This is a genomic window from Nannocystis sp. RBIL2, assembly GCF_026626745.1.
Classification (GTDB): Bacteria; Myxococcota_A; Polyangia; order Nannocystales; family Nannocystaceae; genus Nannocystis.
On record NZ_JAPNJW010000001.1, the window covers coordinates 625,028 to 638,201 of the forward strand.

General features: G+C 71.6%; 14 protein-coding genes. 10 read left to right on the forward strand and 4 right to left on the reverse strand.

All coding sequences use genetic code 11. The features are described from left to right. Positions 1–112 precede the first annotated feature (112 nt). Positions 113–463 carry a hypothetical protein gene (locus tag OV090_RS02450; RefSeq protein WP_267701827.1) on the reverse strand — a complete coding sequence of 117 codons (351 nt, stop codon included), beginning with the start codon at positions 461–463 and terminating at the stop codon, positions 113–115. A gap of 104 nt (positions 464–567) precedes the next feature. Here OV090_RS02450 and OV090_RS02455 point away from each other — a divergent pair, with 104 nt between their 5' ends. The 5 genes from OV090_RS02455 to OV090_RS02475 all read left to right on the forward strand — a co-directional run bounded on the left by OV090_RS02455 (position 568) and on the right by OV090_RS02475 (position 5,081). After that, positions 568–951, forward strand: coding sequence for a hypothetical protein (locus OV090_RS02455; protein ID WP_267701828.1), 384 nt, complete (start codon positions 568–570; stop codon positions 949–951). A gap of 96 nt (positions 952–1,047) precedes the next feature. After that, positions 1,048–2,466, forward strand: coding sequence for a hypothetical protein (locus tag OV090_RS02460; RefSeq protein WP_267701829.1), 1,419 nt, complete (start codon positions 1,048–1,050; stop codon positions 2,464–2,466). Between the two features lie 233 nt (positions 2,467–2,699). Next, entirely contained in the window at positions 2,700–3,503 is an 804-nt protein-coding gene (locus OV090_RS02465; protein ID WP_267701830.1) for an SDR family NAD(P)-dependent oxidoreductase, read from the forward strand. A 692-nt stretch (positions 3,504–4,195) separates the two neighbouring features. Beyond that, the gene (locus tag OV090_RS02470) at positions 4,196–4,597 is read left to right on the forward strand and encodes a hypothetical protein (RefSeq protein WP_267701831.1); all 402 of its coding nucleotides are present in this window, start codon (positions 4,196–4,198) and stop codon (positions 4,595–4,597) included. 40 nt (positions 4,598–4,637) lie between these two features. Continuing rightward, positions 4,638–5,081, forward strand: a complete 444-nt coding sequence (locus tag OV090_RS02475) for a hypothetical protein (protein WP_267701832.1) — start codon at positions 4,638–4,640, stop codon at positions 5,079–5,081. 41 nt (positions 5,082–5,122) lie between these two features. On the opposite strand, the gene OV090_RS02480 is transcribed toward OV090_RS02475, so the two are convergent. After that, complete coding sequence (locus OV090_RS02480) at positions 5,123–6,193, reverse strand: ergosterol biosynthesis protein (protein ID WP_267701833.1); 1,071 nt, start codon at positions 6,191–6,193, stop codon at positions 5,123–5,125. Positions 6,194–6,273: 80 nt separating this feature from the next. Between OV090_RS02480 and OV090_RS02485 the strand changes: the two genes are divergently transcribed. Next, complete coding sequence (locus tag OV090_RS02485) at positions 6,274–6,780, forward strand: hypothetical protein (protein ID WP_267701834.1); 507 nt, start codon at positions 6,274–6,276, stop codon at positions 6,778–6,780. A gap of 53 nt (positions 6,781–6,833) precedes the next feature. Continuing rightward, positions 6,834–8,108, forward strand: a complete 1,275-nt coding sequence (locus tag OV090_RS02490; protein WP_267701835.1) for a site-specific DNA-methyltransferase — start codon at positions 6,834–6,836, stop codon at positions 8,106–8,108. 34 nt (positions 8,109–8,142) lie between these two features. On the opposite strand, the gene OV090_RS02495 is transcribed toward OV090_RS02490, so the two are convergent. Further along, a complete protein-coding gene (locus OV090_RS02495) occupies positions 8,143–8,769 on the reverse strand; it encodes a hypothetical protein (protein WP_267701836.1) in 627 nt (208 codons plus the stop codon). 186 nt (positions 8,770–8,955) lie between these two features. Between OV090_RS02495 and OV090_RS02500 the strand changes: the two genes are divergently transcribed. The 3 genes from OV090_RS02500 to OV090_RS02510 all read left to right on the forward strand — a co-directional run bounded on the left by OV090_RS02500 (position 8,956) and on the right by OV090_RS02510 (position 12,482). Beyond that, a complete protein-coding gene (locus OV090_RS02500) occupies positions 8,956–11,043 on the forward strand; it encodes a PQQ-dependent sugar dehydrogenase (RefSeq protein WP_267701837.1) in 2,088 nt (695 codons plus the stop codon). A gap of 33 nt (positions 11,044–11,076) precedes the next feature. Continuing rightward, positions 11,077–11,457 carry a GFA family protein gene (locus tag OV090_RS02505; RefSeq protein WP_267701838.1) on the forward strand — a complete coding sequence of 127 codons (381 nt, stop codon included), beginning with the start codon at positions 11,077–11,079 and terminating at the stop codon, positions 11,455–11,457. Positions 11,458–11,549: 92 nt separating this feature from the next. Further along, a complete protein-coding gene (locus OV090_RS02510; RefSeq protein WP_267701839.1) occupies positions 11,550–12,482 on the forward strand; it encodes a hypothetical protein in 933 nt (310 codons plus the stop codon). A gap of 44 nt (positions 12,483–12,526) precedes the next feature. Here the strand turns inward: OV090_RS02510 and rpiA are convergent, their stop codons facing one another. Next, entirely contained in the window at positions 12,527–13,168 is a 642-nt protein-coding gene (gene rpiA, locus OV090_RS02515) for a ribose-5-phosphate isomerase RpiA (RefSeq protein ID WP_267701840.1), read from the reverse strand. Positions 13,169–13,174 lie beyond the last annotated feature (6 nt).

Sequence of the window (13,174 nt, forward strand, 5' to 3'; positions counted from 1 at the left end):
GTCCGAACGGACACCCTCCGTTCGGACACGCCCTGAACCTCATCCGCCTGCCCGGTGGGTTGTCTCTCAAGACATGTCCATTAACACATGTCTCGGAGGCCACGTCATCGCCTCACCCGAGGTACACCCCGCCGCCCTCGGCTCGCGCCAGGCGGACCGCCTCGAGGATGTTGAGCAGGCGGAAGCGCAGCTGGTCGAGCCCGATCTCCGGCCAGCGGGCCGCGTTGCCGAGCAGCACCTGCACCTCGCGCTCGAGCACCTCGAGGTCCTCGTCCTCCGCGTGGATGTCGTACGTCGCCAGCGACGGCAGCAGCGTCAGCCCCAGCGCCCACGCCGCGGCCGAGCCGTACACCTTCACCCGCCAGCTCTCCGGCCCCGCGAGGTCGTTGCGGGGCGGCGCCGCGTCCAGCGTCCGCATCTCGCCGTCGGCCGTGCGCACATAGGCGTGCGTGATGAGCGTCATCGGACCTCCGACCCCAGTGTCGCGCATTCGCCCGCCGCGCGCACCCTCGCGCCGACAGTCCGGCGCGCTCGAAATGCCGCGCCCTTCGGCCCTACTCTCGACGCATGCACGTCCTCGACCTCGTCGGCCCCGACTGGCAGCTCGTCCCTTTGCGGGTCCCCGGCGGCTGGGCAGTGCGCCACAACGGCCTGCACGCCCGTCGCCTGCCTGACGGCAGCCTCGACATCAACGACAGCGAGGACCTGCTGTGGCTCGTCAAGCTGCCCCCGCCCGGCGGCGAGTACCGCCCGGGGGCCGATAGCCCGTGGCGCGAGCTCAACCTCGACGCCGGCTTTTACGGCACCGCCTACCGCGTCGTCCTGCTCGACCCCGGCTGGGATCACGAGCTCGCCAGCTTCACCACCGAGAGCTTCGCCGAGCTGCTGGCCTGCATCGAGAAGTGGCTCATGAACGCCCCGCTCGGCGACCTCTCGCCGCCCACGTCCTAGGCGCTTCCCCGGGCGCTCGCCTGCAGACGCGCAAGCCGCTGCGCAGACGCTGCCCGCCGCGATGCGGTACCCTGCGCGACCGCGGAGGAGCTTGTGATGGTGATGCGAGGGATCGGCATGTTCGTGTTGTTCGGCGCGGTGCTCGGTGGTTGCGGCGACGACGGCGGGCGCACCAGCGACAGCGGTTCGGCGACGCAGGCGACGACCACGACCACCAGCCCCACGACGACCACCACCACCGGCAGCGCCACCGACGAGCCGACCACCACCGCCCCGACCGGCACCGCCGGCGAGACGATGACCGGCACCAGCGACGCGACGTCCACCACCGACGTCGCCACCGACACCAGCACCACCACCGGCCCGGGCGTCAATCAGCCGCCGACGTGGGAGTCCGAGCCGGGCACCGAGATCGTCATCGAGGAGCTCTTCAAGAGCAACTTCGCCCCCGGCCAGATCTTCCTCGCCTCCTCGCGCACCGACGAGATCCGCGTCTACGACGGCAACAGCCTCGCGTTCATCCAGGCCTTCACGCACCCGGTGTTCAGCGAGGTCGACTCCCCGCTCTACACCTACGGCCCCAACGGCGCCTCCTTCAATTCGCGCGGCAACCTGGTCGTCGCCGGTTACAGCAGCTTCGTCGAGTTCAGCGACTACGGCGTCGAATACGCGGTGTACCCCAAGGTCGCCAGCGAGGCGACCGAGAACGTCATCTTCGACCCGCGCGGCAATCTCTACACCACCACCGCCACCGGCGGCACCGACAAGCTCAATCAGTACGACGCGATGGACTACGCCTTCTCGCAGCAGATCGCGCTGCCGGCCGGCGCGGGCCAGCTGACCGGCATCACCTTCGACGGCAAGGGTCGGCTCTACCTCGCCAGCCAGACCGACAACACCATCCACGTCGCCGACTTCGACGACTTCGCCCAGTTCCCGTGGATCGCCACCCTCAGCGGCGCCGGCAACCCCGGCAACTTCGAGGGCCTGCAGTTCAACGCCAACGGCGAGCTCGTCGCCGCCGCCGGCGACCTCGTGCGCTACGACGTCGGCACCGGCCAGAAGCTCGGCACCTTCGATCAGCCCAACGACGCCTTCCCCGTGCCGCTGCGCGTCGACAACGAGGGCAACATCTACACCGCCGACTACGAGAACGGCGGGGGCACCCTGCCCGCCGACATCTTCAAGTTCGCGCCCGACGGCCAGCCGCTCACCTCCGCCAACGATCCCGGCCTGTTCGGCCCGTTCGGCCTCGCCATCTCCGGCACCGTCCTCGCCGGCGACCCGCCCGTCGCGTGGTTCTACCAGCTCGTCGCCACCGACCCCGACGGCGACGCGCTCACCTACGCGATCGTCTCCGGCCCGCCCGACATGCTCCTCGACCCCGTCACCAACGTCCTGTCGTGGTCGGTCACCAGCGAGGACATCGGCGAGCACCCCGTCGTCCTCAGCGTCGACGACGGAAACGGCGGCGTCACCGAGCAGATGTTCACCCTGATCGTCGCCTCCGCGTGAGCCCGGCGCGCGCGATGATCTTTCAGGACATGCACCTCGAGGCATGTCCTGAGAGACAGACAATCGGTCCGTCCTCACGGCAACGACATGCCTTCAGGACATCCCCAAGCGCCCCCTGTTCCGCCGAACACATGTCCCTAAAGACATATCACTAAAGCCGTTCGCAGCCCCGGAGCGCAGTCGAGCGCGCCCCCTCTTGCCCGCGGCGACCGCTCGTGGTCTCCTCGGCGCGCGTGACCAGCTCCTCCGATCGCACCGCCTTCGTCCACAAGTACGGCCCCTGGGCGGTCGTCGCCGGCGCCTCCGAGGGCCTCGGCGCCGCCTTCGCGCGCGGCCTCGCCGACCGCGGCCTCAACCTCCTCCTGCTCGCGCGCCGGGCTGACGCCCTCGAGGCCGTCGCCGCCCCCCTGCGCGCGCGCGTCGAGGTGCGCACCGCCGCCCTCGACCTCGCCGCCCCCGACCTCGCCGAGCAGCTCGCCCGCGTCAGCGACGGCCTCGACGTCGGCCTCTGCGTCTACAACGCCGCGCTCTCGCGGATCGGCCCGTTCCTCGACGTCCCGCTGGCCGACAAGCTCAAGATCGTCGACGTCAATTGCCGCGGCCCGCTGATCGCCGCCCATGTGTTCGGCGAGCGCCTCGTGCAGCGCGGCCGCGGCGGCCTGCTCCTCATGTCCTCGCTCACCGCCTTCTGGGGCTCGCCGCTGGTCGCCACCTACGGCGCCACCAAGGCCTTCAACCTCTCGCTCGGCGAGGCGCTGTGGTACGAGCTCGGCCCGCGCGGCGTCGACGTCCTGGTCTGCTGCGCCGGCGCCACGCGGACCCCCGGCTTCGAGCGCTCGAGCGGCCCCGACGGCCCGCGCGCCATGACGCCCGACGCCGTCGTCGCCGAGGCCCTGCAGGCCCTGGGCGGCCCACCGAGCGCCGTCCCGGGCGGCCTCAACAAGCTGGCCGCGTTCGTCCTCGGGCGCCTATTCCCGCGCCGGCGGGCGGTCGCCCTCATGGGCTCGCAGACCGCCCGCCTCCACGCCCGGGACTGACGCGAATCAGTACACCACGCCCCAGCCGAGCGCGTTGACGAAGTTGTTGTAGTCGGCCACGAACGCGTTCACCACCGCGGTCGGCGTGCCGTCCCCCTGCGCTCGACGGCGACCTGCGCATCACCCCGTGACGAGGCCACCGAACCTCGTCGCTACACACGCTCTCCACGCGAGCACCCGCGCCTCCGCGCGGGTTCCCCGGCCCGAGCCCCGCGCGAAGGCCTTCAGGGCTCGGCCCCGCTCCACAGCAGTGCTCGTCGCTCGCGCGCGAGCCGTCGCCGTCAAACGCGAGCTTCTCGTGCAACCGCCCGAGAGTGAGTAGACCCGCAATCGACGCGTTCACAAAGTCGCCTGGGCTCTCCTCGAAGAAAATTGCCCATGACGCGAGCGAGACAGGGAGCCTCGCTGATTCCACGCTCATGCCAATCCTCCCTGCGAACATTGGGCGACCACCGCGACCTCGCCCTTCACGCGGCAAAGCCCGACCTGGATCATCCGTGGGCCCCTGACGAGGCTGCGATCGAGTATGGCAGCACCGACACGGGTGTAAGCCCGGGCGCATCGCCAGCGTACGGTCGGCGATGCGCCTGTTCGCTCTTTGCTTGTCCCTCTTCGCTTGCCACCCCGACACAGCAGGGCCGACCCCCGCCGCGACGCCCGCCGCGCCCACGTCCGCGCCCACGTCACCGCCCGTGTCCGCACCCGCGCCCGCGCCCGAGCCCGCCGCGCAGCCACCCGGATCGGCCGGATCGATCCCTGTCCTGCCGGAGCTGCGCGAGACCAGCAACTCGTTCATGGAAGCCCTGCTCTCGGGCACTCTGATCGAGCAGTCCGGCTGCCTTCGCGTCAGCCCCGACGGCAAGCAGCCGGGTCACCTGCTGATCTGGCAGCCGGGTTACGGCGCGCGCCGCACGGGCGACCGCCTCGAGATCGTCGACAGCACCGGCAAGGTGGTCGCGCGCGTCGGCGAGCCGCTGCGCACCGGCGGCGGCGAGGTCCGGCTGACCGACGCATTGCGCAAGCAGTTGAAGGCGCCGCTCGACGCCGCCTGCGTCGGTCCTTACTGGCTCATGGGCCAGCTGCAGACACCCTGAGCGGGTGTAAGCCGGGCGTGTCGCAGACGTAGGGTCGGCGATGCGCCCCGCCTTCATCGCCCTGCTGCTCCTCGCGTGCCGCCCCGACACCACGGAGCCGCCCGCGACCGCGGCCGCCCCTCCGCCGAACGCCACGCCCGAGCGCCCTGCATCGCCGCCCCCGGCGAACACAATCCAGCCCGATCGCCTGTGCGTCGTCACCACGCCGGAGCGTCACGGCTTGATGGCAGAGTTCGATTGCACCTGCGGCGAATCATTCGCCTGCAGGACCGCTCGCCGCGGTGACACGCTCGAGCTCGCCTTCGAGCGAATGCCCAGCCCGGCGATCTGCGACGAATGCTTCCCGAGCCGGACCCCTTGCGCGCTCGATCGACTGGCGCCCGGCGAGCACGTGCGCGTAACGCTCGACGGCCGCGAGCTCGGCGCTCTGACGGCCAAGGCGGCTGGCTGGCTGCCAGCCGGCACCTGTCTGCAGGGCAGCTGAGCGCCACACTGACGGCACAGGCCCACCGTCAGCGGGTCCAATTAATAGATCCCGGGCACGATCCGCCAGCGCACCCGTCGCTCGTATTGATGCCACAGCGCCCCGTACTTCGCGCGGCAGCGGCGGTCGTCGTCGATCTGCCGCGGCACCAGCAGCACCAGATAATAAAGCGGGTACAGCCACGGCCCCAGCTCGCCCGGGTGGCCGAGCGACAGCGCCAGCGCCGTCGCCATCGTGATCTCGCCCAGATAGTTGATGTGCCGCGACAGCCCCCAGAAGCCGTTCACCAGGATCTGCTTCTCGCCGTCGCTCAGCACCTCCGGCTTGATGGTGCCGAACGCCAACTTCTCGGGCTGCGTCTTGAACCAGAACTTCTGCATGTTGGCTCCGCGGGCCAGCATCCAGCCGGTGAAGAACAGCAGCGCGCACAGGCCCAGCAGCGGCGCCGGCGTGTGCGGGTTCGGCAGCGCGGCCGTCGTCCACAGCCCGACCGCGTAGAAGAACGGGTAGAACGTCAGGCAGCCCCACCCGAGCTTGAAGCCGACGCGCTCGGCCACGAAGTCGTAGGTGTAGAGGTGGACCTCTTCGAAGTTGAGGTACTCCCACAGGAAGAACGAGAACAGCGCCACGTGCAGCAGCACCCCCGGCGACGGATCGTGCGGGTACAGCAGCAGGTGATGGGCCGCGAACGACAGCAGGTTCAGCTGCAGCATCACCGCCCCGATCAAATACAAGAACATCTTGGCGTCGATGTGGCCCTCCAGCCATTGCGGGTTGGCCAGCCGCCCGAGGTACAGGTCGGCCAAGAGCCCGCGCCGCGGCGCCGCCGGCAGCACGATCGCCAGAGTGAACAGGAGCCCCAGCCCGCACGCGGTCGCCAGCGTCTCTACCCGGTGGACGTACAACCAGTCCCACGGCACGAGGCCGGTCGCCCCCGCCACGAAGTACAGCGCCACGGTCAGCGCCATCACCCGCACCCCGTTGAGGCGGTAGCGCAGCGGCGCGCCGGTGGCCTCGTCGCGCACGTAGCCGGTCACGCGACGGGCCGGCACGATCAGGTGGAGCACGAACACCAGCCCATACAGGGCGATCAGCGCGAACACGGACGACACGCCCGCAGGCTACGGGCCGGGCCGGCGGCTGTAAAGCCTCGTGCGCGTGCGTGTCGCCGCGACTCGTGCCAAGCTCCGGCATGCCCTGGCTCCGCGCCCCTGTCCCCGTCCTCCTCGGCCTGCTCCTCGGCGCATGTTCCAAAGGCCAGGTGGAGCCCACCGACCCCGGCGGCGGCGGCAAGGTGTGCACCGAGATCGGCTGCATCGGCGGCCTGCGGATCGAGCTGCAGCCGAACGCCGCCTGGCCGGCAGGCGACTACACGTTCACCTTCGCGCTCGACGGCGTCCCCGTCACCTGCAAGGGCGCCCTGCCGCTCAAGGCCTGCGACGCCGGCCCCTCGCTCACCTGCGACGTCGCCGACCGCGTGCAGATCGGCGAGTCCGGCTGCGCCCTCCCGCCCGAGCAGCACGGCTTCGCGGACATCCAGATCCCGAGCAGCCCCGCGGCCGTCGAGCTGAAGATCCAGCGCGGCGAGGAGACCATCTACAGCGGCAACATCAGCCCCACCTACGTCGAGTCGCGGCCCAACGGCCCCGGGTGCGAGCCGGTCTGTCGCGGCGCCTCCGCCCAGGTCGCCATCCCGTGACCTGGCCCGAAGACCAGCTTGTCGTCGCCGCCGGCCTGCGCTAGCGTCGGGCAGTGGACCCGCGCCCCCTCGTCGAGGCACCCGCGCTGTCCCACCGCGCGGCCGGCCCCGAGGTGGCGGGCGACCTTTACGACAACCGCCTGATCCGCGGCGACAACCTCGCGGCCCTGCGCGCGCTGGGGCCCGAGTTCGCCGGCAAGATCCGCTGCGTCTACATCGACCCGCCGTACAACACCGGCCGCGCCTTCGCTCACTACGACGACGGCATCGAGCACGCGCGCTGGCTGGCCGACATGCGCGCGCGGCTCGCTGTCCTGCGCGACCTGCTGGCCGCCGACGGCACCCTGTTCGTCCACATCGACGACAACGAGCTCGGCTACCTGATCGTCCTGCTCGACGACATCTTCGGCCGGGCCAACCGCGCCTCGGTCGTCACCTTCAAGCAGGGCGCGCCGACCGGCCACAAGGCGATCAACCCCGGCTGCGTCTCGACCTCCAACTTCGTCCTCGTGTACTGCAAGGACCGCGCGCGCTGGGCCCCGCAGCGGCTGTACACCGCCCGCGAGCGCGACCCGCGGTACGCCCAGTTCATCGTCGACCGCGCCGCGCCGCACGCCGAGTGGCGGCTCGTCACCCTGATGCGCGCCTTCGCCGACGCCTGCGGCCTGGGCGAGCGCGCGGCCCAGCGGCTGGCGCGGGCCGAGCCGGAGCGCCTCGACGAATTCGTGCTCGCCCACGCCGACGCCGTCGTCCGCCTCGCGCGGCCCGACTACAACGCAGTCAGCGCGGCCGCGCGGGCCATGATCGACCGCTCGAAGGCCGAGCCCGACGTCGTCCTCCGGTTGGAGCGCGACGACCACGACGACTTCTACTTCGTCCGCGGCGAGCGGATCCTCTTCTACGCCGCCAAGCTCAAGCTCATCGACGGCCAGCGGATCGCCGGCGAGCCGCTCACCACCATCTGGGACGACCTGCTGTCCAACAACCTGCACAACGAGGGCGGCGTCGCCTTCCCCAAAGGCAAGAAGCCCGAGGCCCTGCTGCGCCGCGTGCTCGAGCTGTCGACGCGCCCGGGCGACTGGGTCCTCGACGTCTACGCCGGCTCGGGCACCACCGGCGCGGTCGCCCACAAGCTGCGGCGGCGCTGGATCCTCGTCGAGCGCGGCGAGCACTGCGACACCCTGATCGCCCCGCGCCTGCGCGCGGTCGTCGACGGGCGCGATCCCAGCGGCGTCACCGCGGCGGCCGGCTGGACCGGCGGCGGCGGCTTCCGCTACTTCCGGATCGAGGCTGACGAATCGGACATGTCCCCGGAGCCATGTCCCTGAGAACCGGTCTCAGGGGACATGTCCCTTCAGCGCGTCAGCAGGGGTCGGCCGACTGGACCCCGCCCCACTGCTCGGCGCACGGAGTGCTGTTCGGGTTGTAGCTGTCGGGGCTCCACTCGGAGCAGTCGAGCTCCGACATGCAGGCGCCGAACTCGTCGAGCGCCGCCTTGCGCGACGCGCAGTCGCCCCAGTAGTCGTAGGTCGCGTCGAGGCACTCCTGCTGGTCGCCGTAGTAGGTCCCGCCGCACTCCTTGTAGCGGCGGCAGAACGCCTGCATGCCGTCCTCGCCGGGCAGCACGCCGGGCCCGTCGGTCGGGGCCGGCTCGCTCGTGCTCGTGGTCTCGGCCGCGGTCGTCTCGGCCACGGTCGTGCCGGCGGTCGGCTCACCCGTGGTCGGCCCGGTCGTCTCGTCGACGCCGGTGTCCGTCGCCACGGTCGCGGCGGTGCCGTCGGTGCTGTCGGTGCCGTCGGAGTCGTCGGTGCCGTTGCTGGGGTTGGATGCGTTGGAGGCGTTGCTCGCGTTCGAACCGTTGCTCGGGTTCGTCGTCGTCGCCGCCGTCGGGTTGGTCACCGAGTCGAGCGGGTCCTTGTCGTCGGAGCAGGCCATGCTCAGGCAAGCGGCCAGAGCGATGCATGGGGGGATGAAATCGCGGAGGGTCACGCGGCGCGGAACATAGGGAAACGAGGCTCGAATGACCAGCCGCGCAATCGACGCGACAACCGCCGCCACCATCGCTGTCCGCGACGTGGACACAGGTCCGCCGATACGACCGGCGACGCATCGACGACCCGTACACCCCTCGCGGCCCCCCCTGGGCCCGCGCGCGAGCCCGGCGTATCCTGCGCCATGCTCCTTATCCTTGCCCATCGGTCCCGGCTGCCGCTGGGCCTCGCAGTCGCGCTGCTCGGTAGTTGCAGCGCGAGCGACAGCGGCGGTCCGGAGTGCCTGAATCTCCCGCGTCCGCCCGCGCGGGATGTCGTCGAATACGTGCGGGTATTCCCCTCCGTGGCGATCGAGGGTGCCGTCGACCTCCTGCTCGCCCCGACCAGCGATCGCTGGTACCTCGCCACCCAGAGCGGGCAAATCTACACCTTCCCCAACGTCGCCGAGCCGCCCGCGCCGACCCTGTTCGCCGACCTCGCGCCGCAGATCGTCGAGGGCGGCGAGGCCGGCCTCCTCGGCATGGCCTTCCACCCCGATTACGCCGACAACGGCGATCTCTTCCTGTCGTACACCGGCCCGGGCGGCCCCGTGTTCGAGTCGCGCCTGTCTCGCTTTCACACGAAAGACGGCCTCACCCTCGACCTCGCCAGCGAGGAATCGATCCTCGTCGTCGACCAGCCCTACACCAATCACAACGGCGGCGACCTCGGCTTCGGCCGCGACGGCTTCCTCTACTTCGGCCTCGGCGACGGCGGGGCCGGCGGCGACCCGCAGAACCGGGCCCAGGACCCGGGCAGCCTGCTCGGCAAGATGCTCCGCATCGACGTCGACGGCGGCGACCCCTACGCCATCCCGGAAGACAACCCCTACGCGGCCGGCGGCGGTCGCCCCGAGATCTTCGCCCTCGGCCTGCGCAATCCGTGGCGCTTCAACTTCGATCGCATGACCGGCGCGCTGTGGGCCGGCGACGTCGGCCAGAACGTGTGGGAGGAGATCGACAAGATCGTCCTCGGCGGCAACTACGGCTGGAACATCAAGGAGGGCCTCGACTGCTTCGGCCAGGACGCCTGCGCCGGCGCCGGCCTCGTCGATCCCGTGGCCCAGTACCGCAACACCGGCGGCGCCTCCGTGATCGCCGGCTTCGTCTACCGCGGGGCCGCCCTGCCCGGCCTCGCCGGCCTGTTCCTCTACACCGACTTCTACGGCGAGACCCTGTGGGGCGTCGCCGAGGGCGCGGCGCCCGTCGTGCTCAGCGAGGCCGGCGTGCGCGGCACCGTCGGCTTCGCCGAGGACCAGGACGGCGAGCTGTACGCCCTCGCCTACGGCGGCGGGATCTACAGCCTGCGCGCCGCGACGCCCGCGAGCGGCCCTGTCCTCCCGGACATGCTCTCCGAGACAGGCTGCCTCGACGTCGCCGACCCGCGGCGCCCGCCCGCCGGCGCGGTCCCTTACGCGCTCAACGTCCCGTTCTGGTCCGACGGCGCCGACAAGACCCGCTGGATGTTCCTGCCGCCCAACCGCCCCGCCGAGGTCGCAGAGGACGGCGACCTCGCCCTGCCGACCGGCAGCGTCGTCGTCAAGACCTTCGAGCTGGCCGGCGCGCCGGTCGAGACGCGCCTGTTGGTCCACCACGGCGACGGTGACTGGGCCGGCTACACCTACGCCTGGGACGAAGGCGGCACTGACGCGCGCCTGCTGCCTGGCGGTGAGACGCGCGTCGTCGGCGAGCAGACGTGGATCTTCCCCGACCGCGCCGATTGCATGTACTGCCATTCGCGCGCCGCCGGCCGCACCCTCGGCCTCGAGCTGGCCCAGCTCGCGCGCGAGGTCCCCGGCGACGCCGGCGAGCCGATCGATCAGCTGTTCCTGCTGGCCTCGCGGGGCGTCCTCGCCGATCCGCCCGACGTCGCGCCGCTGCCTGAGATCGCCGGCGACGCGCCGCTGGCCGAACGCGCCCGCGCCTATCTGCACGCCAATTGCTCGCAGTGCCACCGCCCCGACGCCCCCAGCGGCCGCGCCCGCATCGACCTGCGCCACGACGTCCCGGCTGCGGCGATGAACCTGTGCCAGGCCACGCCGCGCTCCGGCGACCTCGACCTCGCGGACGCCACCCTGCTCACCCCCGGCGACCCGGCGCGATCGATCCTCTCCGCCCGCATGCACACCCTCGGCAGCACGCGTATGCCCGCGGTCGGCTCCGCGGTGATCGACAGCGAGGGCGCCGCCCTCGTCGACGCCTGGATCGCGGCGCTGCCCGCCTGCCCCGATTGACCGCTGGTATCATCGCCCGCAACCAGGAGCGCCATGCCCAAGGGATCTTGCCTCTGCCGCGCCGTGACCTTCGAGGTCACCGGCCCGTTGCCCCCGCCGAACGCGTGTCATTGCTCGCAGTGCCGCAAGCAGTCGGGCCATTACTGGGCGTCGACCGACGTCGACCGCGCGGCCCTGACGATCCGCGGCGAGGACCGCCTGACCTGGTTCCGCTCCTCGGACAAGGTGCGCCGCGGCTTCTGCTCGACCTGCGGCTCGTGGCTGTTCTGGGACCCGATCTTCGCCGCGAAGATCGCCGTCGCCATGGGCGCCTTCGATGCGCCGACGCACGCCCGCCTGGCCATGCACATCCACGTGGCCGACAAGGGCGACTACTACGACATCGCCGACGACCTGCCGCAGCACCCGCATTGACGCCGCTGCGCACCCGCGACCGCCTCGTGCGGCCCGGCCTCGATCGGCGCCGCGAGTCCGGGCGGCGGGCCCCGTGCTACGTTGACTCGCGCATGCGTCGTCCGCCCCTGCTCCTCGCCCTCGCCTGCCTGCTCGCCTGCAAGACCTCCACGTCGGGCCGGGCCAAGGCTCCCGCGGCGACCGAGTCGGGCGCCTTCGGCACCCCCATCGCCGGGGCGGACGCCTCGCCGCTCGATCCGACCACCACGACGTCGGGCGCCTTCGCCAACCCCGGGGGCCCGCGGCCCGGTCGCACCGACGAGCGCGAGCGGATCGGCGACGTGCGCGCCCCCGAAAACGCCGCCCCGCTTGGGCCGCCCGGCTCCTCCAAGGACCGCCCGCTCCTCGCCTGCGGCACCACCGGCTCCTACGTCGCGGTCGCCGACGCCGAGTGCGAGGACGGCACCCGCCCGTTCGACGGCGACATCCCCAGCGGCATGAAGGCCCGCCGCGGCAACGTCGGCGCCAACAAGGACGGCCACGTCATCGACCTGTACGAAGTGCCATGTCCCGAAGGCCCGCAGAAGATCTTCGTCGACATGTACGCCTGCGACCGCGCCCAGCCGTCGCGCTCCGAGTTCGAGCGCGACACCTACGTGCGCGACGCCTTCCTCGCCGGCGACCACGCCCGCTTCAGCGAGCGCTGCTTGGCCGAGCAGGCCCGCGGCCCCGACCGCGTGTCGCTGATGCTGCAGAGCTGCCTGCCGGCCATGCCCACGGCCCTGCGCGAGCAGGGCAAGGTCGCCGAGGCCCACGGCTGGCTGGCCCGCTACTGCGGCGGCACCCCGCCGCCGACCGCCGAGCAGCCCAAGCGGTGGGTCTACTTCCGCAACGTGCTCGAGGCCCTCGACGCCCTGCGCGAGCAGCAGAACCGCGCCGCCAGCGACCGCGCCTACGAGCGCAAGACGGTCGCCGCCGAGTACGCCAAGGTCTGCGACGTCGACCTCAAGGCCTACGAGCGCTGGCTCAAGGCCAACCCCGAGTGACATGTCGCTCGGGACATGTCACTTAGAGCATGTCCCTCCGGACATCACCACGACCACGGCGGGTCGTCGCCGACGATCACGAGATCGGCGGGCCGGCGGGCGAACAGGCCGACGCTGACGACCCCGGCGATCTGGTTCAGCGCCGCCTCGAGCGCCTCGGGCTCGTCGATCACGAGGCCGTGGACGTCGACGATCCAGCCGCCGTTGTCGGTGACCACGCCCTCGCGCCACACGGGCGTGCCGCCGGTCATCGCGGCGATCGTGCGGGCCACCAGTTCGCGCGCCATCGGGACGACCTCGACCGGCAGCGGGGAGCCGCCGAGCCGCGGCACCCGCTTGCCCGGGTCGATGATGCACACGAACCTCTCCGACGCCGCCGCCACGATCTTCTCGCGCGTCAGCGCCGCCCCGCCCCCCTTGACCAGGCGGCGCTGCGGGTCGCAGGCGTCGGCGCCGTCGACGTAGAGCGGCAGCGGCCCGGTGGTGTTGAGGTCGAGCACCACGATCCCGCGGGCCCGCAGGCGCGCCGCCGTCTGCTCCGAGCTGGCGACCGCGCCGGCGATCCTGGTCGCAGGCAAGCCGTCGATGAAGTGGGCCACGGTCGAGCCGGTGCCCACGCCGATCACCGTGCCTTCGGGCACCAGCTCCAGCGCCGCGCTGGCGGCCCGCTGCTTCGCGTCGAGCATCGCCTG

Excerpts from the sequence above, each read along its gene's own strand:
- OV090_RS02510 (WP_267701839.1), top strand. The coding sequence starts at position 11,550 with ATGCGTCGTCCGCCCCTGCTCCTCGCCCTCGCCTGCCTGCTCGCCTGC.
- OV090_RS02455 (WP_267701828.1), top strand. The coding sequence starts at position 568 with ATGCACGTCCTCGACCTCGTCGGCCCCGACTGGCAGCTCGTCCCTTTG.
- OV090_RS02500 (WP_267701837.1), top strand. The coding sequence starts at position 8,956 with ATGCTCCTTATCCTTGCCCATCGGTCCCGGCTGCCGCTGGGCCTCGCA.
- rpiA (WP_267701840.1), bottom strand. The coding sequence starts at position 13,168 with ATGCTCGACGCGAAGCAGCGGGCCGCCAGCGCGGCGCTGGAGCTGGTG.
- OV090_RS02485 (WP_267701834.1), top strand. The coding sequence starts at position 6,274 with ATGCCCTGGCTCCGCGCCCCTGTCCCCGTCCTCCTCGGCCTGCTCCTC.
- OV090_RS02505 (WP_267701838.1), top strand. The coding sequence starts at position 11,077 with ATGCCCAAGGGATCTTGCCTCTGCCGCGCCGTGACCTTCGAGGTCACC.
- OV090_RS02460 (WP_267701829.1), top strand. The coding sequence starts at position 1,048 with ATGGTGATGCGAGGGATCGGCATGTTCGTGTTGTTCGGCGCGGTGCTC.
- OV090_RS02475 (WP_267701832.1), top strand. The coding sequence starts at position 4,638 with ATGCGCCCCGCCTTCATCGCCCTGCTGCTCCTCGCGTGCCGCCCCGAC.
- OV090_RS02450 (WP_267701827.1), bottom strand. The coding sequence starts at position 463 with ATGACGCTCATCACGCACGCCTATGTGCGCACGGCCGACGGCGAGATG.